At 61.3% G+C, this 24732-nt stretch carries 24 protein-coding genes; 17 read left to right on the top strand and 7 right to left on the bottom strand.

What is annotated here, in order from left to right:
• Positions 1-212 precede the first annotated feature (212 nt).
• A complete protein-coding gene (locus L1075_RS06405) occupies positions 213-737 on the top strand; it encodes a DsrE family protein (RefSeq protein ID WP_246940828.1) in 525 nt (174 codons plus the stop codon).
• A gap of 2 nt (positions 738-739) precedes the next feature.
• Here the strand turns inward: L1075_RS06405 and L1075_RS06400 are convergent, their stop codons facing one another.
• The 4 genes from L1075_RS06400 to L1075_RS06385 form a co-directional block, all read right to left on the bottom strand.
• Entirely contained in the window at positions 740-1066 is a 327-nt protein-coding gene (locus L1075_RS06400) for a DUF190 domain-containing protein (RefSeq protein ID WP_246940826.1), read from the bottom strand.
• Positions 1063-1461, bottom strand: coding sequence for a fluoride efflux transporter CrcB (gene crcB / locus L1075_RS06395; protein WP_246920298.1), 399 nt, complete (start codon positions 1459-1461; stop codon positions 1063-1065). Before crcB ends, L1075_RS06400 begins: the two co-directional genes overlap by 4 nt.
• A gap of 264 nt (positions 1462-1725) precedes the next feature.
• Complete coding sequence (locus L1075_RS06390) at positions 1726-3528, bottom strand: sugar phosphorylase (protein ID WP_246940822.1); 1803 nt, start codon at positions 3526-3528, stop codon at positions 1726-1728.
• A gap of 115 nt (positions 3529-3643) precedes the next feature.
• Positions 3644-3892 (bottom strand): GlsB/YeaQ/YmgE family stress response membrane protein, encoded by a 249-nt coding sequence (locus tag L1075_RS06385; protein WP_246940819.1) that lies wholly within the window; start codon positions 3890-3892, stop codon positions 3644-3646.
• Between the two features lie 188 nt (positions 3893-4080).
• Here L1075_RS06385 and nrdR point away from each other — a divergent pair, with 188 nt between their 5' ends.
• From nrdR to L1075_RS06350, 7 genes are all read left to right on the top strand, one after another.
• Complete coding sequence (gene nrdR, locus L1075_RS06380) at positions 4081-4566, top strand: transcriptional regulator NrdR (RefSeq protein ID WP_040243189.1); 486 nt, start codon at positions 4081-4083, stop codon at positions 4564-4566.
• Between the two features lie 54 nt (positions 4567-4620).
• Positions 4621-5790, top strand: coding sequence for a bifunctional diaminohydroxyphosphoribosylaminopyrimidine deaminase/5-amino-6-(5-phosphoribosylamino)uracil reductase RibD (ribD, locus tag L1075_RS06375; RefSeq protein WP_246940816.1), 1170 nt, complete (start codon positions 4621-4623; stop codon positions 5788-5790).
• Between the two features lie 175 nt (positions 5791-5965).
• Complete coding sequence (gene ribBA, locus L1075_RS06370; protein WP_040243187.1) at positions 5966-7126, top strand: bifunctional 3,4-dihydroxy-2-butanone-4-phosphate synthase/GTP cyclohydrolase II; 1161 nt, start codon at positions 5966-5968, stop codon at positions 7124-7126.
• Between the two features lie 188 nt (positions 7127-7314).
• Positions 7315-7797 carry a 6,7-dimethyl-8-ribityllumazine synthase gene (gene ribH, locus L1075_RS06365; RefSeq protein ID WP_040242477.1) on the top strand — a complete coding sequence of 161 codons (483 nt, stop codon included), beginning with the start codon at positions 7315-7317 and terminating at the stop codon, positions 7795-7797.
• A complete protein-coding gene (gene nusB / locus L1075_RS06360) occupies positions 7794-8294 on the top strand; it encodes a transcription antitermination factor NusB (RefSeq protein WP_040242474.1) in 501 nt (166 codons plus the stop codon). The genes ribH and nusB overlap by 4 nt, the downstream gene beginning before the upstream one ends.
• A 1-nt stretch (position 8295) precedes the next feature.
• Positions 8296-9255 carry a thiamine-phosphate kinase gene (gene thiL, locus L1075_RS06355; RefSeq protein WP_246920304.1) on the top strand — a complete coding sequence of 320 codons (960 nt, stop codon included), beginning with the start codon at positions 8296-8298 and terminating at the stop codon, positions 9253-9255.
• Positions 9252-9725, top strand: coding sequence for a phosphatidylglycerophosphatase A family protein (locus L1075_RS06350; RefSeq protein ID WP_178999825.1), 474 nt, complete (start codon positions 9252-9254; stop codon positions 9723-9725). Before thiL ends, L1075_RS06350 begins: the two co-directional genes overlap by 4 nt.
• A gap of 254 nt (positions 9726-9979) precedes the next feature.
• Here the strand turns inward: L1075_RS06350 and mqo are convergent, their stop codons facing one another.
• Complete coding sequence (mqo, locus tag L1075_RS06345) at positions 9980-11506, bottom strand: malate dehydrogenase (quinone) (protein WP_246940813.1); 1527 nt, start codon at positions 11504-11506, stop codon at positions 9980-9982.
• A 200-nt stretch (positions 11507-11706) separates the two neighbouring features.
• Positions 11707-12363, bottom strand: coding sequence for a histidinol-phosphatase (locus tag L1075_RS06340; protein ID WP_178999827.1), 657 nt, complete (start codon positions 12361-12363; stop codon positions 11707-11709).
• Positions 12364-12527: 164 nt separating this feature from the next.
• Between L1075_RS06340 and L1075_RS06335 the strand changes: the two genes are divergently transcribed.
• Both L1075_RS06335 and ptsP read left to right on the top strand, forming a co-directional pair.
• Entirely contained in the window at positions 12528-13025 is a 498-nt protein-coding gene (locus L1075_RS06335) for an RNA pyrophosphohydrolase (RefSeq protein WP_040243185.1), read from the top strand.
• A gap of 107 nt (positions 13026-13132) precedes the next feature.
• A complete protein-coding gene (gene ptsP, locus L1075_RS06330) occupies positions 13133-15394 on the top strand; it encodes a phosphoenolpyruvate--protein phosphotransferase (RefSeq protein ID WP_246940810.1) in 2262 nt (753 codons plus the stop codon).
• A 45-nt stretch (positions 15395-15439) separates the two neighbouring features.
• Here the strand turns inward: ptsP and L1075_RS06325 are convergent, their stop codons facing one another.
• Positions 15440-16222 carry an NRDE family protein gene (locus L1075_RS06325; RefSeq protein WP_246940807.1) on the bottom strand — a complete coding sequence of 261 codons (783 nt, stop codon included), beginning with the start codon at positions 16220-16222 and terminating at the stop codon, positions 15440-15442.
• A 294-nt stretch (positions 16223-16516) separates the two neighbouring features.
• Here L1075_RS06325 and L1075_RS06320 point away from each other — a divergent pair, with 294 nt between their 5' ends.
• The 7 genes from L1075_RS06320 to L1075_RS06290 all read left to right on the top strand — a co-directional run bounded on the left by L1075_RS06320 (position 16517) and on the right by L1075_RS06290 (position 24595).
• A complete protein-coding gene (locus tag L1075_RS06320) occupies positions 16517-18571 on the top strand; it encodes a response regulator (RefSeq protein WP_246940805.1) in 2055 nt (684 codons plus the stop codon).
• An 85-nt stretch (positions 18572-18656) separates the two neighbouring features.
• On the top strand, positions 18657-19463 hold the full coding sequence (gene lgt / locus L1075_RS06315) for a prolipoprotein diacylglyceryl transferase (RefSeq protein ID WP_246940802.1): 807 nt from the start codon (positions 18657-18659) through the stop codon (positions 19461-19463).
• Between the two features lie 63 nt (positions 19464-19526).
• The gene (locus L1075_RS06310) at positions 19527-20321 is read left to right on the top strand and encodes a thymidylate synthase (RefSeq protein ID WP_246940799.1); all 795 of its coding nucleotides are present in this window, start codon (positions 19527-19529) and stop codon (positions 20319-20321) included.
• Positions 20318-20854: a dihydrofolate reductase gene (locus L1075_RS06305; RefSeq protein ID WP_246940797.1), complete on the top strand. Its 537-nt coding sequence runs from the start codon at positions 20318-20320 to the stop codon at positions 20852-20854. Before L1075_RS06310 ends, L1075_RS06305 begins: the two co-directional genes overlap by 4 nt.
• A 139-nt stretch (positions 20855-20993) precedes the next feature.
• Positions 20994-21767 (top strand): ProQ/FINO family protein, encoded by a 774-nt coding sequence (locus L1075_RS06300; RefSeq protein WP_246940794.1) that lies wholly within the window; start codon positions 20994-20996, stop codon positions 21765-21767.
• A gap of 476 nt (positions 21768-22243) precedes the next feature.
• Entirely contained in the window at positions 22244-23401 is a 1158-nt protein-coding gene (locus L1075_RS06295; protein ID WP_246940791.1) for a porin, read from the top strand.
• A 195-nt stretch (positions 23402-23596) separates the two neighbouring features.
• Positions 23597-24595, top strand: a complete 999-nt coding sequence (locus tag L1075_RS06290; protein ID WP_035410855.1) for an IS5 family transposase — start codon at positions 23597-23599, stop codon at positions 24593-24595.
• Positions 24596-24732: the final 137 nt, after the last annotated feature.

Below are 24732 nucleotides of genomic sequence, written 5' to 3'. Positions count from 1 at the left end.
CTGCGAGCCCATGGCTTAGGGAGCGAAAATGGCATATTGGCCGGCGCGAAGCGTGAATCATGATAGTCCATACGGGTGACGAGATGGCGCCTAGCATAACGGCATGGGATTAGCCGAGCATTAAGAGCGATGCATGTCAGCATGTCGCGGCGCTTGCCAAGCGAGCGGCAACGCGCTGAAGTGGTGTGATTGCAATCCGTGGGAGGGGCGATATGACGACAGGGTGGAATGACTGGATATCACGACAACCACCGAGCACCTCGCCGTCGCCCATCGACGAGGTGCCGCTCGCCGGGCAAGAAGAGGCCCAGTGGTTGCCGCTGGCGCATGGCACCTACCGGGCGCTGTTCCAGTGGACGACGCCCAGCGCGCAGGCGGCCATGGCGAATGCCGGGCTGCTGCGCGCCGTGCGCGCGGTGAACCTGTTCGCGGCGGCCGACGTGCCGGCCGAGCGTCGCCACATGATCGTCCTCGTTTCAGGAGCAGCGACGCCGTGCCTGCTCGAGGATGCCGCCTATGCGCGTCATTACGGATTGCCGGACGCCTCGAACAATCCCAACCGCGTGTTGATCGAGGCGCTTCAGCGCGAAGGCGTCGGCGTCATGGTGTGTCCGCAAGCCTGGCACGGTCAGGGATTTGCCCGCGATACCCTGCTGGCCGATATCGAACTGGCGCAGTCTGGCATGACGGTGGGCATCGCGCTGCAAAATGCCGGCTTCGCGCTGGTGGCAGTTTAACGCTATCCCCCCAACTGGGCGTAATTCACCTCGCGGCGGAGCACGAAGACGTCGATGCCAGCCTGGTCGACGGCGTCGATAAGACGCTCGGTCAGCGTCTTATCCAGCACGAAGAGGAGTTCGATGGGCCGGTCGGCCAATTCGAAGAAATGCGCCGAATGCGTGCGCCCGTCGGCACCAGTGCCTTCACTGGCCGTGCGGCGCGTCATGCGTTCGATGCCCAGCGTCTTGGCGTGTTCGGCCACGGCGTCGATGACGGGTTTGCCATGGTGACGACGCGACTCTGGCGCCATGAAGATGACTTCGTAGCCGTGTTGCCATTCGCTCATTTCAAGACTCCCGTCAGGTGTTTGAGGGCACCGAAGGTGGCGATGCCTACGCCGGTCATGACCAACGAGCCGAGTACGTGCACGGCGATGCCCGATAATGCCATGAGGTAACGCCCGGCCTGCAGGTTAGTGAACATCTCGGCAGAAAAAGTCGAGAAGGTCGTCAACGCCCCTAAAAAGCCAGTTACCACGAATAGGCGCCACTCGGGGGAGAGATGCGGCAACTGGGCGAAGAAGGCGATGGAAAGGCCGATCAGCCAGGCGCCTAGCCAGTTGGCGGCCAAGGTGCCGGGGGGGATCGAGGGGAAGAGGGCGTTGAGCCATATTCCCAGTAGCCAGCGTAGGTTGGCGCCGAGCGCTGCACCGGCGCCGATCGCCACGATGGAAAACCACATGCGTTCGATTCCTCGCAATTGAGAATGATCAACGAGGTGGGCGTGCGGGGGCGGCGAGGCTGAAAGAAATAACCGTGAATACCTGCGCACGACGCACCTCGAGTGCGTTGGCAGGCATCATTAGCACTGGCGAGAACGCGTCGGCGATGTGGTGCCGATGCCAGGCGGTTTGTCGCGATGGGCGCCGTGTTTCGGACGCCGATGACGACGGGAGGAATGCCATCTCCACGCGTACAGTAACCAGCACGACGCGCGTCGGCAAGCCTATGGCGGTGTGCCAGGCCGTTGCACCAGCCACAAGCTGCGATAGGGGCGCAGTTCACGCGGGGCCTGCGCATCCCAGGGCGCATCGGCAAGCAGATCGTACCAGCCGTCTTCGTCGAGGTCGGGCAAGGGCAGTGGCTGGCGTTTGTCGGTGACGTTGTAGACCGCGAGCAGGCGACGCCCATCGGCCAGCGGGCCTCGCTGCACGGCGAACAGCGTCGGCGGTGTGTCGACGATGTGCTGCTCGACCTGGGGATGAAAGCAGGGCTCCTGAGCGCGTAGCTTGAGGCGCCGGCGCAATGCCATGAACACCTCTCGCGTGGGCGTATTGCGGCTATCGAGAAGTTCGTCGAGGGCTTCCTTCTGCCAGCGCCGACGGTTGATGGTACGCAACTGTCCGCTGCGCTCGACGCCTTCGTGGTCATTGAGCGTGGCGGTCAGGCAATGAAAGTAGATGCCCGGCACGCCCTGCAGCGCGAGCATCAAATGTTGGCTGCACAAGAAACGTTCCACCTGCCACGGATCGGCGCCGCGACGTGTGCCGCGTAGCGCATCGAAGTAGGTGATGTTGACCTCGTAAGGCGTGTCCTTGCCATCGGCGTTGGCCTTCATGCTCACATACCCGCCGAAGCGGTGCATGAGCTCGAGCATGGCGTCGATCTCGTGGGGCGGTAAAAGTCCTTCCAGCGCGCGTACGCCGATGCCGTCGTGGCTGGCGGTGAAGTTGAAATAGGTGCAACCGGGCGGCAACGCAGGAAGGCTGCGTGCCCAGGCTTCCAGCGCCGTGGCATCGCCGCTAGTGAGCGTATGCACCAGCAGTGGTGGCAGCGTGAACTGGTAGATCATGTGCGCTTCGTCGGGGTGCGCGGGCACGTCCGACGTAGTGGTGTCGTCGAGTCGTTCGAGGCCGAAGTAGCTCATGTTCTCGCGGTGCGGCACGTTGGTTTCGGTGATCAGCAGCGTGCCGGGGGCGAGGTGATCGAGCACGGCGCGTAGCAGCCGGACCACGGCATGGGTTTCCGGTAGGTGGATGCACGAAGTGCCGATTTTCTTCCACAGGTAGGCGATGGCATCGAGGCGGATGATGCGCGCGCCTTGTTCCACGTAGTAGAGCATGATGCCGATAAACTCGATGAGCACATCGGGATTGGCGAAGTTGAGATCGATCTGATCCTCGGAAAATGTCGCCCATAGATAGCGTGTCCCACGACGCGTGGAAACGGGCACCAACAGCGGCGAGCTGCGGGGCCGGGTGACATTCGATAGGTCGGTGTTCGGGTCCATTTCGATGAAGTAGTCGCGCCCCGGCTGGGTGCCGGCCAGGTAGTCGACGAACCACAGCGATTCCCGCGAGACGTGATTGATGACCAGATCGACCATCAAGTCGCCGTGCCGTGTCAGGCGGCGGATGTCTTCCCAGTCGCCTAGCGTGGGGTTGACCTCGCGATAATGGATCACCGAGAAGCCATCGTCGCTGCTCCAAGGGAAGAAAGGCAGCACGTGAACGCCGCTGAAGGTGCCCGCGAGGCGTGTCTCGAGAAACTCGTCGAGCACTTGCAGCGGTGGCCGCTCGCCGTCGAGCAGTAGATCGCCATAGGTGATCAGTAACTGATCGCGTTCGCTCCATAATGGACGCGAGCGTTCGGGAATTGCGTCACGTTGGTGCGATATCAGGCGTTGCAGGCGGCGTAACACTTCATCGGCGCGCGGTCCGTAAATCTCGTCCAAACGTGCCTTGGCGCGCGCGGTGAAAGCGGCTTCATCGAGTTCGGTCTGAGGGGCTGGGGGGATAGGGTGGGGCATCGATGGTCCTCGTGAGAATCGGTGGCTCGCACGTCGACATTATCGTTGCTGTTGCAGGAGTCGTGCCATGCGCGACACGCCGGCGGGTGGCCGGCGTGTACGGAGACGGCAAAGGTCATTTCTTCACGATACGGTAAAGTCCCAGCAGGATGATGGCGCCGAGTACGGCGATGACGAAACTGCCGAAGTTGAAGCCATCCACCGTACCGAAGCCCAGCGCGGTGCCGACCCATCCTCCAACGATGGCCCCGAGGATTCCGATGATCATGGTGATGATCATGCCACCGGGATCGCGCCCCGGCATGATCAGTTTGGCGACAATACCGGCCAGCAGACCGAAGACGATCCATGCAATGATGCCCATTGGCTTATCTCCTAGGGATGCCTTGAAAGCATGCTTGGCAAATGCGGAAACGCAAGCAGCCTCATGAGCTTGGTCGGCCTAGCGGCAGTGCGCAAGCGAGTTTCCGCGTGGCGGGGGGACAGGCTACAATGTCGAGCAATCTCAATGACAACGACTCATTCTCGATACTCAACCGCGGACGCGCCACGATGCACTGCCCCTTTTGTGGAAAGTATGACACCAAGGTGACCGATTCGCGCCTCGTGGCCGAAGGGGATCAGGTGCGTCGGCGCCGCCAGTGCAATGACTGCGGCGAACGCTTCACCACCTACGAGACGGCGGAGCTGGTCATGCCTCGCGTGATCAAGGGCGACGGCTCGCGGGAAACCTTCGATGAGCGCAAGTTGCGCGCCGGCATGTTACGCGCATTGGAAAAACGCCCGGTCAGTGCCGAATCCATCGAGGCGGCGGTCGAGCGTATCCGTCAGCGTCTGCGTGCCCGTGGTGAGCGTGAATTGGAGGCGCGCGAGATCGGCGAGGAGGTCATGCGTTCGCTGAAACGGCTCGATCAAGTCGCCTACATCCGCTTCGCCTCCGTCTATCGACGCTTCCAGGACCTCGACGAGTTTCGCGCCGAAATCGACCGCTTGGCGCAAGAGCCCAGCTTTGTGCCCGACGATAACGATCAGCGCTGATCTCGATACGTACCGACGCGAATCGCTCAAGAAGTGATCCATTAGGAGTGGCCCATGACACAGGACGCCGCCGTGCCGGCGCTATCTCACGAAGTGTGCATGGCGCGCGCGCTGCAACTCGCCCGACGAGGCTGCTATACCACCCATCCCAATCCGCGCGTCGGCTGCGTCGTGGTCAATGGGGGGCGAATCGTCGGTGAGGGGTATCACGCCTACGCCGGTGGCCCGCATGCCGAGGTTCACGCCTTGCGCGCCGCTGACGAGGCGGCGCGAGGCGCCACGGTCTATGTCACGTTGGAACCTTGCTCGCATCATGGTCGCACACCGCCTTGTGCCCGGGCGTTGATCGACGCCGGTGTTCGCCGTGTCGTCATCGCCATGGTCGATCCCAATCCGCAGGTGGCTGGGCGTGGTGTGGCAATGCTGCGTGAGGCAGGCATCGAGGTTGAGGTGGGTTGCCTGGAGGCCGATGCCGAGGCGCTCAATGTCGGTTTCGTGAAGCGCATGCGCGAGGGAATGCCGTTCGTACGCCTTAAGATGGCGATGAGCCTGGACGGTCGCACCGCCATGGCCAGCGGGGAGTCGCAATGGATCACTGGAGGGAGCGCGCGTACCGAGGTGCAACGCCTACGGGCGCGCTCGAGTGCAGTGATGACCGGAGTCGATTCTGTCATTTTCGACAACTCGCGCCTCACGGTGCGTTCCGCGCAGCTCGAGCTGGACGAAGGGGATGCGATCGCCGAGCGCCAGCCCTTGCGTGTCGTGGTCGACTCGCGGCTGCGATTGCCGGTGGCGGCGGCGTGCTTGCGTGAATCGGGGCGTACTTTAGTAGCGACCGTCTCGTCGGACGAGGCGCGCCGCGCGACGTTGGAAGAGGCCGGGGCCGAGGTGCTCGTCCTGCCCGAGGCGGCCGAAGGACGCGTCGATCTACGTGCCCTGCTGGCGTATCTGGCGGAGCGAGAGCAATGCAACGAGGTGCTGCTCGAAACCGGCGCGACACTGGCCGGTGCCATGCTTGATATCGGCGCCATCGATGAGATGCACCTATTCGTGGCACCCACGCTCTTGGGAGGTGAGGCACGCCCACTGTTCGCGTTACCGGGGCTCGAACGCATGGCACAGCAGCGTCCATTGCACATCGACGATATCCGCGCTGTGGGGCGCGATTGGCGCATCGTCGCGCGCCCTTTGGCGTCAAAACCCGCCGCCTCCGACAGCGCCTGAAGCGGCAATCGCATGTATGCTGCCACTGGCGCACAAGCGCGCTTGCAGGTACTCTGGGTGCCGACCTGACTGGGTGTCGAAGAGTAACGACGCCCGCGTCGTGACACCACGACACACCTTTGACGGCGCCGACGACAAGACCGTATCGGCGTACGAGACGAGCAGCGGAGACACCATGGCGCTTTCATCCAAACAGGGCTTGGCCTCCATCGAAGCCATTGTCGAAGACATTCGTCAGGGCAAGATGGTCATACTCATGGACGATGAGGATCGCGAGAACGAAGGCGATATCATCATGGCCGCCGAGTGCGTCGAGGCCGAGCATATCAACTTCATGGCCCGCCACGCGCGGGGCTTGATTTGCCTGCCGATGACCCGTGAGCGCTGCGAGCGTCTCGAATTGCCTTTGATGGTGCGCGACAACGGTTCCGGTTTCGGTACCAAGTTCACCGTCTCTATCGAGGCTGCACGCGGTGTCTCCACGGGGATTTCCGCCTCTGATCGCGCGCGTACCGTGCGCGCAGCAGCGGCGCGCGACGCCGTCGCGGCGGATATCGTCCAGCCCGGGCATATCTTTCCGCTGATGGCCGAGCCGGGCGGCGTACTGCGTCGTGCGGGACATACCGAAGCCGCTTGCGATCTGTCGGCCATGGCCGGGTTCGAGGCCAGCGGTGTGATCTGCGAGGTAATGAACGACGATGGCAGCATGGCGCGCCGCGACGAATTGGAGCGTTTCGCCGTCGAGCACGGCATCAAGGTCGGCACGATCGCCGATCTGATCCACTACCGCATCCATCACGAGCGCACCGTCGAGGAAGTTGAGCGTACGGTCGTCGACACGGCATTCGGTGAGTTGACGCTACACGTCTTCCACGATCGTATTCAGAACGCTCATCATCTGGCGCTGGTGAAGGGCGTGCCGCACAGCGAGACGCCGACCACCGTGCGTGTGCATATTGCCGATACGTTGCGTGATCTGCTGATGCTGAGTAAGCCGGAGAGCCATAGTTGGACGGCGTCCAGCGCCTTGGCCCAGATTGCCGAAGCTGAGGCTGGGGTCTTCGTGCTGCTCGACGATGGCCGGCCGCGTCTCGACCTCAAGGATCAGCTCGACGTGCTGCTGTCGCGTAAGCCGGCGCCGCGCTCCAGTGCCTCCGATGGTGCAGGTAACTATCTGACCATCGGCACCGGATCGCAGATTTTGCGCCAATTAGGCGTCGGGCAAATGCGCCTTTTGAGCTCGCCGTGGAAGTTTTCTGCGTTGTCCGGCTTCGACCTCGAGGTCGTCGAGCGCGTGGGTGGCGATACCCCCGAGAGCGACCAGCCGGTAGAATAAGTCTTTCATTCATCCGACCGCCGGGCCATAGGGGCGCTGGCGGCCGCGCGTGTCGGTGAAGAAAAGCGCACCTCGGCGGTGGTGATACCATGCGCCATGTTGAAGTAAGTGATCGCTTCACTGGCATGCACTGACACAGCTGATATATCGTGCGCGAAGTGTCGCGCATTCAGACCCGGGATTTGACAATGCAACCGATCTCTCAAGTCGAGGGTGGCTACACCGATGTCGATGGCCGTTATGTCATCGTCGTGGGCCGCTTCAATCATCACGTGGTCGATAGCCTGGTGGAAGGGGCAGTGGACAGCCTCGTGCGCCACGGCGTGGACGAAGAAAACGTCGATATCATCCATGTGCCAGGCGCCTGGGAACTGCCCTTGGCCGTCAAACGCGCCGTGCAGGTTCTCCAGCCGCATGCCGTCATTGCTCTGGGAGCGGTGATTCGCGGAGGGACGCCACATTTCGACTACGTGGCGGGCAATTGCAACAGTGCCATGAGCAGTTTGCAGCTGGAGCTGAACACTCCCATCGCTAACGGGGTGCTGACCGTCGACTCCATCGACCAGGCCATCGAGCGCGCCGGCACCAAGGCCGGTAACAAAGGTGCCGAGGCGGCGATGGCAGCGATGGAAATGGTCTCGCTGTTCAAACGCATGGGGGGAGAAGCATGAGCCAATCACCCCGTGATGCGACCCCGGCCCAGGAAGCGCGCCGCGCGGCGCGTGAGCTGGCGGTGCAGGGTCTCTACCAATGGCAGATGACCGGCAAGTCGATCACGGCGGTGGAGTCGGAGTTTCGCGCGCAAATCGCCGATGAAGATCTTGAGGATCACGAAAACTGGCACAAGGTCATGGGCATCGCCGACCTGGCGTTGTTTCATGAGTTGCTGCACAACGTGGCCGGCGACCGCGAAGCCATCGACAAAACCATCGCGCCGCTGCTCGACCGCCGCCTCGAGGATCTTGACCGTATCGAGTTGGCGATTCTCCGGCTGGGCGCCTATGAGCTCAAGTATCGCCTTGAGGTGCCGTATCGCGTGGTGATCAACGAAGGCATCGAATTGGCCAAGGGTTTCGGTGCCACCGATGGCCACAAGTACGTCAACGGTATTCTCGACAAGCTGGCGAGCCGCTTGCGGAGTACTGAGGTCGCTGCGCGTCGTCGTTGACATGTTGGGTGAATTCGACATCATCGCGCGTTATTTCGCGACGCCCGATCAGTCCCTACCAATCTCCGGTATTACGCTGGGGCCCGGCGACGACTGCGCGCTGCTAAGTCCCGCTGCAGGGACCGAGCTTGCCATGAGCGTGGACACGTCGGTGGCCGACGTGCATTTCCCTGGCGATGCGCCGCCCGAAGCCATTGGGCACCGTGCGCTGGCCGTCGCCCTTTCCGATCTAGCGGCAATGGGGGCGCGACCGCGCGGCTGTCTGATGGCTCTGACGCTGACGCATGGCGATCCCGCGTGGCTTGAGCGCTTCGCTCAAGGTTTTCTCGAGCTTGGCCAACGTATGTCGACGCCCTTGATCGGTGGCGACGTCACGCGTGGTACTCTATCCATCGCTGTCACGGTGATCGGTGATGTGCCGGTTGGGCAGGCGCTGCGGCGAAGTGGCGCCATGCCAGGAGAGCGCCTGGCGGTGACTGGTGCGCTGGGGGGTGGTCATGGCGGTCTGCGCATGTGGCAGGCCGGCGGCCATGACCTCGAGGATCCCTTGCTGGCGGCCTACTTGACGCCAACGCCTCAGCTCGAGGCGGGGCGTGCACTGCGGGGGTTAGCCTCGGCGGCACTGGATATTTCCGATGGCCTGCTGGCCGATCTCGGGCATCTATGTCACGCCTCGGGCGTGGGGGCTAGCCTTGACCCGGCGTGTATTCCCCTGGCGCCGACGCTGGAGATGACGCTGGGTAGCGAAGGCGCCTTGCATGCCGCGCTGAACGGCGGGGACGATTATCAGCTTCTGATCAGCGTGCCTGACACGGCCTGGGAAGAGGCTCAGCGACGCTGTGCCGACTGTAATGTCACGTTGACCGAGATCGGACATGTCGTCGCCGAGCCCGGTATCAGAGGGATTCCCGAGACATTTAAGGGCGCAGGATGGCAGCATTTCACGGGAGGCGGGCCATGAATCGCTCACCGCGCAGCGTCTGGCGCCGCCCGACCCATTTTCTGGCGTTTGGCCTAGGAAGCGGGGCGATCCCCTTCGCGCCGGGCACTTTCGGTACATTGGCCGCAATCCCTTTCTATTGGCTATTGTCGGGACTACCTCTCGATTGGTACCTGGGGTTGGTGGGTGTGGCCTCGATCCTGGGCATTTGGCTGTGCGAAAAGACCTCGCGCGACCTGGGCGTTCACGATCATTCTGGCATTGTCTGGGACGAGTTCGTCGGCTATTGGCTGACCATGGCGGCGGTTCCCTTTTCGTGGGAGGCAGCGCTGTGGGGCTTCGTGGTGTTTCGCATGTTCGATATCATCAAGCCGTGGCCGATCCGCTGGGTGGATCGCCACGTGGCTGGGGGCTTCGGGATCATGTTCGATGATGTCCTTGCTGGCGTGTATGCCTGGAGCACCATGCATCTGTGGTTCTGGCTGCATTAGGCATTGTCTGAAAACTGTCTGCGCTCGGCCATACTGCGTTAAAAATCAGCTCGGGCGCGAGTCCGATCAAAGTGCTCATTTACACCCCGTAAACTGGTGCGCCAGCCCGGTCCGTTTTCGCTGATTTTTGCCTTGTCTGACCTTCGCTCGTCGACTTTTCAGACAGTGCCTAGCGCTTCTACGCGTTCTTTGGCCGTACATGAAAAGCGCCTCGATCTCCTGGATCGAGGCGCTTTTCATGGAGGTGCGTATTTTTAGGCTACAGGTGCTGGGGTGGGCTGCGCGTCGGCGAGCTTGAGCGTGGTGTGCGTGCGGTGACGTACTTTGCGCAGTAGCTCGCCGTGATCGGCCAGGGTATCGGCGCGCGCGGGCACGAGTTCATGCAGGCGCTGCTGCCAAGCGTCGCTGGCAAATTTCTCGGGAAAGCACTGTTCGACGAGATTGATCATGATCGAGGTGGCGGTGGAGGCGCCCGGCGAGGCGCCGAGAAGCGCCGCGAGCGAACCGTCGCTGGCAGCAACGACCTCGGTGCCGAATTGCAGCACGCCGCCTTTTTCCGGGTCCTTCTTGATGACCTGAACGCGCTGGCCGGCGATCTCGAGGCGCCAATCTTCGCTCTTCGCCGTGGGATAGAAGGCGCGCAGCTCGTCGACGCGCTGCTCATGGGAGAGCCGTACCTGATCAAGAAGGTATTTGACCAGGCTAAAGTTATCGCGCGCGACCGAGAGCATCGAGGTCACGTTGGACGAGCGCACAGACTTGACCAGATCCAACACTGAGCCGGTCTTCAGGAACTTGGTAGTGAAACCGGCGAAGGGCCCGAACAAGAGCGAGGGCGTGCCGTCGACGTTGCGTGTGTCCAGGTGCGGTACCGACATCGGCGGCGCGCCGATGGGGGCTTTGCTGTAGACCTTGGCGTGATGCCGGGAGACGATTTCAGGCTTGTCGCAACGCAGCCACTGACCGCTGACCGGGAAACCTGCGTAGCCCTTGCCTTCGGGAATGCCGCTTTTCTGCAGTAGATGCAATGAGGCACCGCCGGCGCCCAGGAACACGAAGCGTGCACGCAGGGTGCGCTTGGTGTTGTCGTTGCCTGTGACCTTGAGAGTCCAACTGCCATCGTCGTTGCGGTCTAGATCCTCGACCGTTTGGCCCGTGGTGATGCGTACCTGCTCGTCGGGCTTTTCTTCGAGGCGGTCGAGGAGCTGGCGCGTCAAAGCGCCGAAGTCGACATCGGTACCGCCAGCGACGCGTGTCGCGGCCAACGGTTCGTCGCCCTCACGTCCATCCAGCAGCAGCGGCGCCCATTGGCCGATGACGCTGCGCTCTTCAGTGTATTCCATTCCCTCGAAACACGGATGCTCGCGCATGGCATGGTAGCGGTCGCGCAGGAAGCGTACGTCATCTGCGCCGCGCACGAAGCTCATGTGGGGTACCGGGTGCACGAAGCGCGCCGGATCGCCGAGGTTGCCTTTTTCGACCAAGTAGCTCCATAGCTGCTTGGATTCCTCGAACAAGGTGTTCGTGTGGATGGCCTTGTCGAGCACGATCGAGCCGTCCTCGGCGCGGGGCGTATAGTTGAGTTCGCACAAGCCGGCATGGCCAGTGCCGGCGTTGTTCCAGGCAAACGAGCTTTCGCTGGCAGTGGTGTCGAGACGCTCGATGATCTCGATGCGTGCCTCCGGCTCTAGCTCGTGAAGCAGTGTCGCGAGCGTGGCGCTCATAACGCCTGCACCCACGAGTACGATGTCTACTGACTCATCCATATGCGTGCCAACCATTCACATAGCCCTTGAGAAGGTGCGTCGGTCAGCCGGCGAACGGCATCTCGAACTGCGACCGGCGCGATGGAATTCTGCGTTGCATTATAACGCTTTTGACGCGGAAATACTGCCTTCCCAAGCTCGACATTATGACTAATGATAAAGCCATAAGGGATCCCTTTGGCGTCTTCTATATAGGCTGTAGGATCGAGGTACCCTCAATCACGCAGGCTGATGATGCGCCAGCCACGTTGCTCGGCTGTCTCACGAAGGGCATCGTCGGGATCGACGGCGACGGGATGGTCGACGCGTTCTAGGAGAGGCAGGTCGTTGTGCGAGTCGCTGTAGAACCAGGCGCCGTCGAGGGTGACGTCTTCCTCGGCGAGCCAGGTGTCCAAGCGCGTCACCTTGCCTTCGCGGAAACTCGGGGTGCCCACCACGCGACCTGTGTAGCGGCCGGCATCGATCTCGGGCTCGACGGCGATCAGGTCATCCACACCCAGGCGTTCGGCGATGGGGCCGGTGATGAAGCGGTTGGTAGCGGTGATGATCAATAGCCGATTGCCTTTGGCGCGATGGCGTGCCAGCAGTTCTTCTCCGCGCGTCAGAATGTGCGGCTCGATCTTGCTGGCCATGAACTGTTGATGCCAGGCGGCTAGTTGTTCCGGTGTGTTCTCGGCTAATGGCTGTAGTGCCAGGGCCAGGTACGCCATGATATCGAGATCGCCGCTCTGGTAATCTTGGTAGAAGCGCTCGTTGGCGTCGCGATAGGTCGTCGCGTCGACGGCGCCTTGCTCGATGAGGAATTCGCCCCAGGCATGGTCGCTGTCGAGGTCCAGTAGGGTATTGTCGAGATCGAAGATCGCCAGGCTCAAGGAGGACTCCTTGCATCGTGCTGGGTGAACAGGAGATTGCGTGCGGCGTAAAAGAAGGTGGATTATCGCAGAGTTACTGAATGTTGCCCACCACAAGGCGTATTGATGCGCTTTCTGGCTTTGTGGAAGAATGGCCTCAACGAATATTCATTAAGGTGATGTCCGTGATCGACGCTGACGGCTTCAGGCCCAACGTTGGCATCATCATTGCCAACCGCAGTGGACAGCTGCTCTGGGCGCGTCGTGTGGGACAAAATGCGTGGCAATTTCCGCAAGGAGGAATCAAGGCGCATGAGACACCGGAACAGGCATTGTATCGGGAGCTCGAGGAAGAGATCGGCTTGACGCCGGAGGATGTCGAGATCCTTGCCTGTACGCGCGGATGGCTGCGCTACCGTCTCCCACGACGCATGGTGAGAACGCATTCGAGGCCGATATGTATCGGTCAGAAACAGAAGTGGTTCCTGCTCAAGATTCGGTGCCGAGATAGCCGGGTTTGCGTGGATTCCACCCCTAAGCCGGAGTTCGATGGCTGGCGGTGGGTGAGTTACTGGTATCCGCTGGGGCAAGTCGTGCCTTTCAAGCGTGAAGTCTATCGTCGCGCCTTGCGGGAACTGGCGCCGCGCGTTCATCGCTTGGCGAACGAAGAGGGGCCATGCTAACCGCAGGCGTGTCTCCTGCCTATGCGTCCCGGCTTGGCGCTACGCGTCACGTTCGCCCCAGATCAACCGTCGCACGCACGTCGTGACGACAACAAGAAGAAACGCCCATGCTAGACGTTCTCCGACGCATCATCCAGGAAGTCAACGGCGCGCGTAGTCTTGAGGCCGCGCTGGCGACCATGGTGCGCCGAATCCGCAAGGCGATGCGCACCGATGTGTGCTCTGTTTATCTGTTCGATGCTGAGCGCGATTGCTTGGTGCTCATGGATACCCTGGGCTTGCGTACTCAGGCGGTGGGGCAGGTCAGCATGCCGCTGGGCGAGGGCCTGGTCGGGCTGGTCGGTCAGCGCGAGGAGCCTCTCAACCTTGAGGACGCACCGTCGCATCCGTATTTCCGCTATTTTGCCGAAACTGGCGAGGAGCGCTTTTCGAGCTTTCTCGGTGTGCCGATCATTCATCAGCGGCGCATGCTCGGGGTGTTGGTCGTGCAGCAACAGGCCATGCGTCGTTTCGACGAAGGCGAGGAAGCGTTCCTGATTACCATGGCGGCGCAGTTGGCCGGTGTGCTGGCGCACGCCATGGCCACGGGTACGCTGACCCGCCCGACCCAAGCCGATGGCCAGGCGATGTTCTCCGGCGTCGCGGCGTCGCCCGGCATGGCGGTGGGGGAATTAGTGGTACTGATGCCACCGGCTGACCTCAACAGCGTGCCGGACCTGATTCCCACCGATATCGAGGCCGAAATCACCCGCCTGCACGAAGCGATCGCTAATGTTCGCCAGGAAATTGGCGTCGCGGCGGCACGCTTGGTCAAGCGTATCTCGGCGCAGGAAGTGGCCCTGTTCGATGCCTATCAGCAAATGCTGGGCGACGCGGCGCTGGGGCAAGAGGTCGAGAAGCGCATTCGCGAAGGTCAGTGGGCGCCCGGTGCTCTAGCCGATGTGGTCAAGCGTCATGTGCAGTACCTGGAGCGTGTCGACGACAATTATTTGCGTGAGCGAGCCGCCGACATCCGCGATCTGGGGCGCCGCGTGCTCGCCCACCTGCAGGAAGATAGCCCGCGTACACCGGATACGTTCCCCGAGCAGACCATCCTGATCGGCGATGAATTGAGTGCGGCATCGCTGGGCGAGGTACCACGCGACAAGTTGGTGGGGCTGGTATCGATTCGTGGTTCGAGTACCTCGCATGTCGCTATTCTGGCGCGCGCAATGGGCATTCCCACCGTGCTGGGGATGGTTGATTTACCCTTGCCGAGGCTCAACGGCGCCCGGGCGATTCTCGACGGCCATCGCGGTCGGTTGTTCGTGCGCCCGGATGCCGAGCGCGAGCACCATTACGAGACCTTGATCGCCGAGGAGAAGGCGCTCAGCGAGGTCCTCGAGCATGAGCAGGACCGTCCTAGCGAAACCTCCGACGGGTACTACATGCCCTTGATGGTCAACACGGGGCTAGCCGTAGAGGCTGTGGCGTCTCTCAAGTCGCGGGTCAGTGGCGTGGGCCTTTATCGCACCGAAGTGCCGTTCATGATGAATGAACGCTTCCCCAGCGAGCAGGAGCAGACACGGCTTTACCGCGATCAGCTCGAGAGTTTCGCGCCGTTGCCGGTGGTGATGCGCACGCTAGATATCGGTGGCGACAAGGATCTGCCGTACTTTCCCATCGACGAGGCCAACCCCTTCTTGGGATGGCGCGGGATCCGCGTGACGCTCGATCATCCGGAAGTGTTGATGGTTCAGTTGCGTGCCATGCTGCGTGCCTCGGTGGGGCTCGACAATCTTTGCATCCTGTTGCCGATGATCTCGAGCATCGAAGAAGTCGATACCGCGCTCAAGCTCATCGACCGGGCCCAGCGGGAACTGATCGAGGAGGGCGTCAAGCTGGCGCGCCCTCAGGTGGGAGTAATGATCGAGGTGCCGGGAACGCTTTATCAGCTCGATGCGTTGGCCGCCCGTGTCGATTTCTTCTCGGTGGGCAGTAACGATCTCACCCAATACCTGCTGGCGGTAGATCGCAACAATCCTCGTGTGGCGAGCCTCTACGATGCCTGCCATCCAGCCGTGCTGGGCGCCTTATCGCATCTCGCCAGCGAGTCGCGACGCTTGCAGGTGCCAGCCTCGGTATGCGGCGAGCTGGCAGGCGATCCCGCGGGTGCCTTGCTGCTGATGGGGATGGGCTTCGAGGCGCTATCCATGAATGCCCCTAGCTTGTCTCGCGTGCGCGCGGCGATCCGGCGTGTTTCCCTTGCAGACACGCGGACGCTGCTCGACGAAACGCTGGCGTTGCCCACCACCGCGGCGGTGCGGGCGCACCTTCGCCAGCGTATGGGCGAATGGAAGCTGGCACATTTACTGCCCCCCGATGACTGAGTCCTGGTGGCGTGCGCTGTCGCGGGGCCGTTTGATAATGAGTCGTCAGGATTGAGTGGCGTCCGTCAGGGCGAGTGAATATCGGTGACTGTCGTACTCGATGCCGTTCGGGCCGAAGCGTGATTCCTGTAGCTCGATGCCGGTGGGGCGCCATTCCACGAGCGTCGTGGCGCGAGTGCCGTAGCGCTCCCCGCGAATGAAGATCGGTGATAGGAAGCGTTCCATTTCCATGCCCACGCCGGTATCCGGTAGCTCCGATGTCGGCGCCGACCGGGTATCGTGCATCGTCTCCAGCGCGGGCGCCTGCCACGCGGGCTGCGTCAGTGCACGCTCGAAGCCGTCCCGTGCGCGGATGACTTTCGGCCAGGGGGTATCCAGGGTGGCATTGGAAAGACCATGCACACCGGGCGAAACCCGGGCGAGCGTCGTGCCTGCCGGGCCATGGTGAACATGCACGAGCGTGACGCCGTCACAATAGAGCAGATTGAACCAGGCATAGGCCTGCGCCTCGCCCGCCGCGAGGGTCTCGAGCCAGGCGAGCGGCGCTTCGTGCGTCAGCGCCTGGTAAGGCAGGGCGCCTCGGCTGGGTGGTGAGGGCGGCGCTGTAGCGTACGCATCGCGGACATTGGTCACTGCCGCGAGGCGTCCCGTTTGCGATGCCGCTAACCACGTGCCGCCGGCACGTAGATCACGACCGCCGACCAGGGTTGGTGCGTCCGGCCATGCGGCCAGCGCTTGTGTCGGGCGGGCGTGAGTTTCATCACGGTTGGCGGCTAGACGCAGGGGCGTGTCGCTGCCTGGGCGCCAGTCGAAGACGATCAAACACATGTCATATTTCCCTCGCCTAAATAGTCATCGTTGACCTGCAACCGTGCAGGCAGTGGCGTTAGGCTTTGTCTGAAAAGTCGGCGAGCGAAGGCCAGACAAGGCAAAAATCGGCGAAAAGACGGAGTTTACGGGGTGTAAATGAGTACTTTGAGCCGATTTTTAACGCAGTATGGTCGAGCGCAGCCAGTTTTCGGACAGAGTCCAGCGTAACGCGCCATGCCGAGGCCCGCACGTGCCATGACAGCCGGTAAGCGAGCGCGTACACTCGCTGCATCGTCACGAGCAGGGTTGGGAATGCACAAAGCCGCGACTCCTTCGAGCCCCCAGCGTTCGCGCTGGAAAGCGTTGCTGTGGCCGTTGTTGCTGGCCGAGATAGGCTTCACGTTGGTGTGCCTGGGCGCCGGGGCATTAATCTGGCAGGCGAGCGACCGTCGTGAATCGGAAAACGCGCTGGCGCGTCTACAGGCCTCGCACAGTGTCTACGCGCGCCAGTTGGACGCTCGCTTGACCGCTCAACAGCAGCATCTGGTGATGCTTGCGCGTGGCTCGCGGCGCATCCTTCAGTCGATGGAAGAGCATGCTTCGTCCTCCCCGAGTATGGCTCCGGGACTGCCGGCCGTGCTGTCGCACGACGATACCCAGCGGCGGCTGACGAGGCTGCTCGATGACTATGACGGCATGGATGCCTTGGTCACTCGCCTCTTTGTCTTGCCGGTGGACATGCGCGAGTTCAGCGTCCCCGAGTTGCAGGACGATATCGATAGCAGCCTTCCCCCATATCAGCGAGAGCCCGTCCCTGGCGATGTGGAAGACGTGACTTGGTGGACCGAGGCGCAAGCACCATCGGGACGTCTGGTCGCCACTCATGATGTCATGTGGAATGAGCGTTACCTCGCGCGGGTGGGGATGGAAATCTCCCTACCGCGGTTGAAGCGTTTGATTCGCGATGAGACGGGCAACATGGGGGAACACTGGCTGATCGACAGCGCCGGGAATGCCTTGATGCGCGATGAAGCCTCCCGCGTGTTGCCGGACGCCGCAGGGCGTTATGGCATGCAGTGGCTAGAGGAGGGCCGCCAGGCTCTGATCTGGGACACGCTGCCCAGCACCGGTTGGCGGCTGGTGAGTCGCCTGAGCCTGCCCGACGACAGTGCCTGGCAGAAAGCGCTGCCATGGCTGAGTATCGGCTTGATTCTCGGCAATGTGCTGATCTTCGCAGGCTTCGTGACCGTGCTCTATTGGCGGTTGCAACGCGAGGAGGACGCCTGGCAGGCCGCGCTGGGTAGGCTCAAAGGCTGGCTCCCCCGTCCGCAGGGCGATGCGCCGGACATCACCGCCGTTTCGCCCTCTACCTTGAATGCGCTATTGACGCGTCTCGAACCGCAATTGGGCACGCGCGCATTGAACGATGCGTGGGACATGCCGGCGTGGCTCAATACACTGCAACTACCGGCCTTGCTCACCGACGGCGACGCCATCGTTACGCTGAATCCTACCTTGGCAAGGTTGCTCGGCGAGCGCCCTGAGGTATTGCGCGACATTCTGTTGACCGAGTGGTTGAAGCCGCGGCTCGTTGACGAGCAACGGCGCCGGGTACAGGTGAGCGATGCGGGAGGAGGAGCGCGTGAATATCGTCTCGAATGCTTGGCCGTGCGTGGTGAACACTCCGTCTGGGGGTTAATCGATCAGACCGAGGCCGGCGAAACCTTGCATCGCTTGCGCCTCGCCCGTGATCAGGCGCGTGAGGATGCACGTCTCAAGACGGGCTATCTGTCACACCTGCGCCAAGAACTCGAAGCCTGCGTTAATACGCTGACCTCGCCCCCCGAGGGCGATGCGCCTCATCGCCCGCCGCAGTGGGAGGCGCTACGGCGACGGCTGGAAGACGCCATGCTATTGCTCGATACCTTGACGGAGGAAAAGCCGGCGGTCGATACGCATTCAAGCGATGCGAGCCCCCGGGTGCTAGTCGTCGATGATGGCCCCGTCAATACGCTGCTGGCATGTAGCGTACTCGAGCGCCAGGGGTGTCATGTCGAGACCGCTACGAACGGTGAGGAGGCGCTAGCGCTGGCCGAGCGTCAATCGTTCGATCTGGTATTCATGGACATCTACATGCCGACTCTCGACGGCATGGAAACCAGTCGTCGCTGGCGTCGGTTGGAGCGTCGGCTGGCGAGGCGGCATGCCAGCGTGCTGGTGGCGTTGACCGCCAATGTCACGCAAACCAATCGTGAAGCCTTTCTGCAGGCGGGCATGGATGACTGCCTGGCCAAGCCTTACCGTCCCGGTGATTTGGTGGCGATGGTGCGCCGTTGGGTGGGCAACGGCGATACGCCCGAGACGTAGCCGATGCTGTGTGTCGTTGCCGCCCGGCAGCGGCTGTCGTAAGGTGTCGGGCCCACGCCGACCAGAACGTATGCAAGGAGTACGCATGCTCAGTTACCCCGATATAGACCCCATCGCCATCGCCTTGGGGCCCTTCAAGGTGCATTGGTACGGGCTGATGTATGTCATTGGCTTCGTGGGGGCCTGGTGGCTGGGGCGCAAGCGCGCCGCCCGCATCGGTCTCAAGCCCGATGATATCGGGGACTTGTTGTTCTATGGGGCGCTGGGGGTCGTTCTCGGGGGACGCGTAGGATATGCGATTTTCTATGGTTTCGAACGCCTGATGGCCGATCCGTTATGGATCTTCCAGGTCTGGGATGGCGGAATGAGCTTCCATGGCGGCTTGGTCGGTGTCTTGATTGCCGCTGGCTTGTTCGCGCGTAAGCATCGCTTGGCGTTTTTCCAGCTGACCGATTTCGTGGCGCCGATGGTGCCGATTGGCCTGGGGGCCGGACGCATCGGCAACTTCATCAATCATGAATTACCCGGGCGTGTGACCGATGTGCCCTGGGCGCTGGTGTACCCTGGTCTGGGTCCCGAGGGACGTCATCCCTCGCCGCTTTATGAGTTCGCGCTGGAAGGCGTGGTGATGTTCGTCGTGCTGTGGTGGGTCTCTAGCCGGCCGCGTCGCCGTGGTATGATATCCGGCCTGTTCCTGTTGCTTTACGCGGTGTTTCGCTTCTCGGTCGAGTTCGTGCGTCAGCCCGACCCACAGCTAGGTTTCATCGCCTTCGGCTGGCTGACGATGGGCCAATTGTTGACCGTGCCCATGGCCTTGGCCGGCATCGCCTTGATGTCCTGGTCGCGTCGGCAGCCGGTCGACGACGCGCGAGAAGCGCCGCCGACAGCGTGAGTGGCCAGGTGTCCAATTCCGGCGTGGCAATGCCGCGCCTTCATCGTTCAACGTTCGGATGACATGCAGCCTTATCTCGATTTGATGCGCCATGTGCTCGACAATGGCGTGGAAAAAAGTGACCGCACCGGGACCGGGACGCGCAGCGTTTTCGGTCATCAGATGCGCTTCGATCTGGCCGACGGCTTCCCGCTGGTGACCACCAAGAAGCTCCACTTGCGCTCCATCATCCATGAGCTGCTGTGGTTCCTGCGTGGTGACACCAACATTGCCTACCTCAAGGAAAACCGGGTCCGTATCTGGGACGAATGGGCCGACGAAAACGGCGATCTGGGGCCCGTTTATGGTTACCAGTGGCGCAGTTGGCCGCGCCCGGATGGCGGACACGTCGATCAGATCGCCAATGTCGTCGAGCAGATCAAGCGTAACCCCGATTCGCGCCGGCTGATCGTCTCCGCCTGGAATCCCGCATTGGTCGATGACATGGCGCTGCCGCCGTGCCATGCCTTGTTTCAGTTCTATGTTGCCGATGGTCGGCTATCGTGCCAGCTGTACCAGCGCAGCGCCGACATCTTCCTTGGGGTGCCATTCAACATCGCCAGCTATGCATTGCTGACTCATATGGTCGCGCAGGCATGCGATCTGGTCCCGGGTGAGTTCATCCATACCCTGGGCGATGCACATCTCTACCTCAATCATCTTGACCAGGCGCACCTTCAATTGAGTCGCGCGCCACGTCCGCGCCCGCGCCTGGTGCTCAACCCTGAGATCACGGATGTGTTCGATTTCACCTTCGATGATATTGCCATCGAAGATTATGATCCGCATCCGCATATCAAAGCGGAGGTGGCCGTATGAGCGAGCCCACGAACGCCTGTGTCGATACGGTGGTGCCCATTGCACTGGTGGCAGCGATGTCGCGGGAACGTGTCATCGGTGTCGATAACAAACTGCCGTGGCATCTGCCGGAAGACCTCAAGTTCTTCAAGGCCGTGACCATGAATAAGCCGCTGGTCATGGGGCGCAAGACGTTCGAGTCCATCGGCAGGCCGCTTCCCGGACGGCTCAATATCGTTGTGACGCGTGATCGTGGCTATTCCCATGACGGAATCAGCGTTTGTCATGATCTGGCCAGTGCTCTCGAAATGGCCGATAGCCAGGCCATCATCGAGGGCGTCGAGGATATCTGCGTGATCGGCGGTGGCGAAATCTTCACTGCAGCTTTGCCCTGCGCGACGCGACTTTACCTAACCGAGGTCGATGTATCCGTGCAAGGCGACGCCTGGTTTCCCGCGTTCGACACGGCGCATTGGCAGGAAACCCAGCGCGTGCCGGGGCAGGGCGGCGACGGCAAGCCCGACTACGCCTTCGTGCATTACGAACGGCGATGAGGTTGCCAGCGCGGCGAAGCTGGCACAGACTTACCCGGTAGCCCGCATGGGCCGGGCCTGTCTGCCGTATCGGTGTTAAATCACTACGCAGACGCTTCGAGGCCCAGTGTTTGTTCAAGGCAATCAGGGAGTGCACGCCTTGCTGACCGACCACGCAGACGCCCTGTTCAGGGCATTGGAACATCAAGCCGAGGCCTGTCGGGCCAACCTCGAGGCCGCTCGTGGGCAGGTCTCGGCGCTCGAGTCGGAAAACCGTGCCCTGCGTGAGCGCCTCCTGGCGCTTGCCGAGTTGGAGCCCGACGAGACCGAGACGCCCGCCACCCAGGCGGAGTTGCCCGACGCTGGCGCGAAAGCCAGAGGGCTGGGGCCTATCGCGTTTCGTGGCCCGCGTCGGCCGACGGGAGAGGCCACCGAAGATCATTCGTCTTCCGCCGCTACCTCTCCGTCAGACGATCAAAGCAAAACCGCTAGCCGCGCCGAGAGTGAAACTCCGCAGGCAAACCTGGCGCTGGGTGCGGAACATGAGTCGCCTTCTCCCCAGTCGTTGCTGGCGCAGTGGTACCAGCGCTATCCGGAAACCTTCTTCAAGGGCCATACTCAGCCGCTCAAGACGGGCATTCATCTCGATCTGGTGGCGCGCGAGCCCTGGCCGGAGAAGCTCGTGCGTCGCGCCCTGGCGTGCTATGTGCATTTGCCGCGTTACCTCAAGGCGGTACGTGCCGAGGTGACGCGAGTGGACCTCGACGGCCAGGCGGCAGGCACCGTGACCGAGGGTGAGGCTCGCCACGCCCGCAAGCAGCTCGATGAGCTCACGAAGAAGCAGAAGAAACAGCAAAAGCAGCGCAACGAGCACAAGGAATCCGAACAGTTGGAGCGCAAGTTGAGCCAGCTGCTCGCCAAGCATGGTCGATGACACTCGGATGAAAGTATTGAAAAAGAGGGGCGCAAGCCCCCTTTTTTATTGCCCTGTTCCTAGTATCGATCGGGAGTTATCTCCGCATTATGCGACTTTTGTAGTAAAACATGCCGTTGTTGCGGATTGCCTCTTGCCAGAGAGAGCCTTGAATCGTAAAGATGAGTGCGTCGCTGACGTCACGCCAATGTCATATTGGTGGCGTAGAGTGGCTCTCAGGCCTTTCGAGGCCGGCTCGCGGGGGAGATGATCTTGACCGAATCGACAGGAAGCGCGGAAGGAAAACAGTGTTTTTTTCTTGTTGCGTTCTCCAAAAGACCGGTATAAGGTTTCCTTGCGAGCATTGGATAACAACAAGGCTTTACGGACTCGTCGCGGTGTTGTCTAGGCAAACCGTTGAATAAACAAGCCGGGCCGAAAGCCGACTGCATTTGCAGACACGATCGAACAGTAAGCTAGTTAAGGAACTTATCGCGATGAAAAAGACACTCTTAGCGACTGCCGTTGCCGGTGCCCTGGGCGCCTCCGTTGGTGTTGCACAAGCTGCCACTGTCTATAATCAGGACGGCACTCAACTCGACCTGTACGGCAACATTCAGATTGCCTACAAATCCGTCGATAATATTGACGGTAACTCTGAAGACGAGCTGTTCGACAACGGCTCCACCATCGGCTTCTCCGGTCAGCACATCATCAACCCGGGCCTGACCGGCTACTTCAAGGCCGAATTCGAGCACAATGCCGATGAAGAAAAAATCGGCGGCGGCATCGATACTGGCGACCAGGCATACTTGGGCTTGAAGGGCAACTTCGGTGATGCCCGTGTCGGTTCCTGGGATCCGCTGATTGACGACTGGGTCCAAGACCCGATCTCCAACAACGAATACTTCGACGTTTCCGACTCCACCAGCGATCTCGGTAACGTATATGGCGATGATGGCCTGGATGCCTCCGCAGACCGTGAAGGCGATAAGGTCCAGTACGTTTCGCCGTCACTGGGTGGCTTGCAGTTTGCTGTCGGCGCACAGTACAAGGGTGATGCTGAAGGCGAATTCGACGCTGCGGGCTACGAAAACCAAGGCTCTAACGCTGGCTTCTTCGGTGGTCTGAAGTATACTGCTGGTGCGTTCTCCATCGCGGGCGTTTATGACACCCTCGATAACTATGACCTGGAAAGCACAACACCTGGTAATAGTGACATTGAAGCCAAGGCGTATGGCTTGAATGCTCAGTACACCATGGACGCACTGCGAGTTTCCGCCAAGGTCGAAAACACCGACGTCGATTACGACGGTGAAAGCGGCGATATCATGCGCTATGCCCTGGGCGCTCGCTATGGCTACGGCTTCGGTGACCTTTACGGGTCTTACCAGTACGTTGATGCCGACCAAGAAGTTGCTGCTGTGGCCAATCCGTCTGGCTATACTAATGCGGCGGGAGCTCCTGCCGGTGCGGGTGGGCACAATATTACCCAGGCTGGTTCTTATGACGGCGATGACAGCTTCAACGAATTCGTGCTTGGCGCGACGTACAACCTGTCTCCGGCGATGTACACTTTCATCGAGTACGCACAGTACGACCGTGAAAACGACTTCGGTGACGGTGTCACTGTGGGCGCTCTCTACAGCTTCTAAGCTGTCGATGCCCCAGCGATCTTGAAGGTCGCACAAAAAAACGAAGCCGGCTCATTGCGAGCCGGCTTTTTTAATGAGTATCCGTAAAGTTTGATACTTTTTAGGGAAACGCTGCATAAATCCCGCCGCAGCTGCCTGATCGCCATCGGCGGGGTAGAATCTGGCTACCCTGTCACCACCTGACCGAGCTACCCGATGAAGCAGATCTCGTTCGCCCAAGCCGAATACCAGAACAAGAAAAAGGTGACCCGCCGCGAGCGGTTCCTGACCCAGATGGAGGCGCTGGTGCCTTGGCAACGGCTCATCGACGCGCTGTCGCCGTCTTACTTCCCGAACGCAACGGGCAAGCGCGGCCGTCCGCCCATCGGCCTGGAGCGCATGCTGCGGATCTACTTCCTGCAGCAGTGGTATGCGCTCGCCGACGAGGCACTTGAAGATGCCATCTACGATAGCCAGGCGATGCGCGACTTCGTGGGTGTCGACTTGACCATCGAGAGCGTGCCGGACGCGACCACGCTGCTGCGTTTCCGCCACTTGCTGGAGAAGCATGCCCTGACCCAGCGGATCTTCGAGGAGATCAACGCCCACCTGGCCGAGAAAGGGTTATTCATGCGCGAGGGCACGATCGTCGACGCCACCATCGTGGCGGCCGCCCCTTCCACCAAGAACAAGATCAAGCAGCGCGATCCAGAGATGAAACAGACCAAGAAGGGCAACCAGTGGTACTTCGGGATGAAGGCCCATATCGGCGTCGATGCCGTCACCGGACTGACTCACAGCGTCGCCGCGACCTCGGCCAACGTTGCCGATGTCACCATGGCCGGCGCTCTGGTCCGGGAGGATGACAAACGGGTATACGGCGATGCGGGCTACACCGGCATGTGGAAACATCTCGACGAAGAGAAGGATGCTCCGGATTCCAAATGCTGCGTGGCCGCCAAGCGCGGCGCCATCAAGAAGATGGACGGCAGCCCCATGAAAACGCTGCTGCTGGCATTCGAAAAGGCCAAGGCCAGCATCCGTGCCAAGGTCGAGCACCCGTTTCATGTCATCAAGAACCTCTTCGGCTACCGCAAAACGCGCTACAAGGGGCTGGCCAAGAACCAGGCGCAACTCTTCAGCCTGTTCGGGCTGGCCAACCTGGTGCTGGCGACACGATGCGAGGGCCAAGTTGATGGGGCCAGTGCGCCTTGAATCTGCCCTGCCAGCCGGATAATCCGCCTGGCAGGGAAACGGACCCCCTGAGGTGGTCAGAAAATGATCGCTGACGCGATGGTTGTGCCACTCTGAGCCCTTCAACCGCTCAGAGACGAATTGATCAGCGATTCCCT

Source organism: Chromohalobacter beijerinckii (genome assembly GCF_023061185.1).
Classification (GTDB): domain Bacteria; phylum Pseudomonadota; class Gammaproteobacteria; order Pseudomonadales; family Halomonadaceae; genus Chromohalobacter; species Chromohalobacter beijerinckii.
The sequence above is the reverse complement of the archived record's forward strand: the minus strand, read 5'-3'. Positions and strand labels throughout refer to the sequence as shown.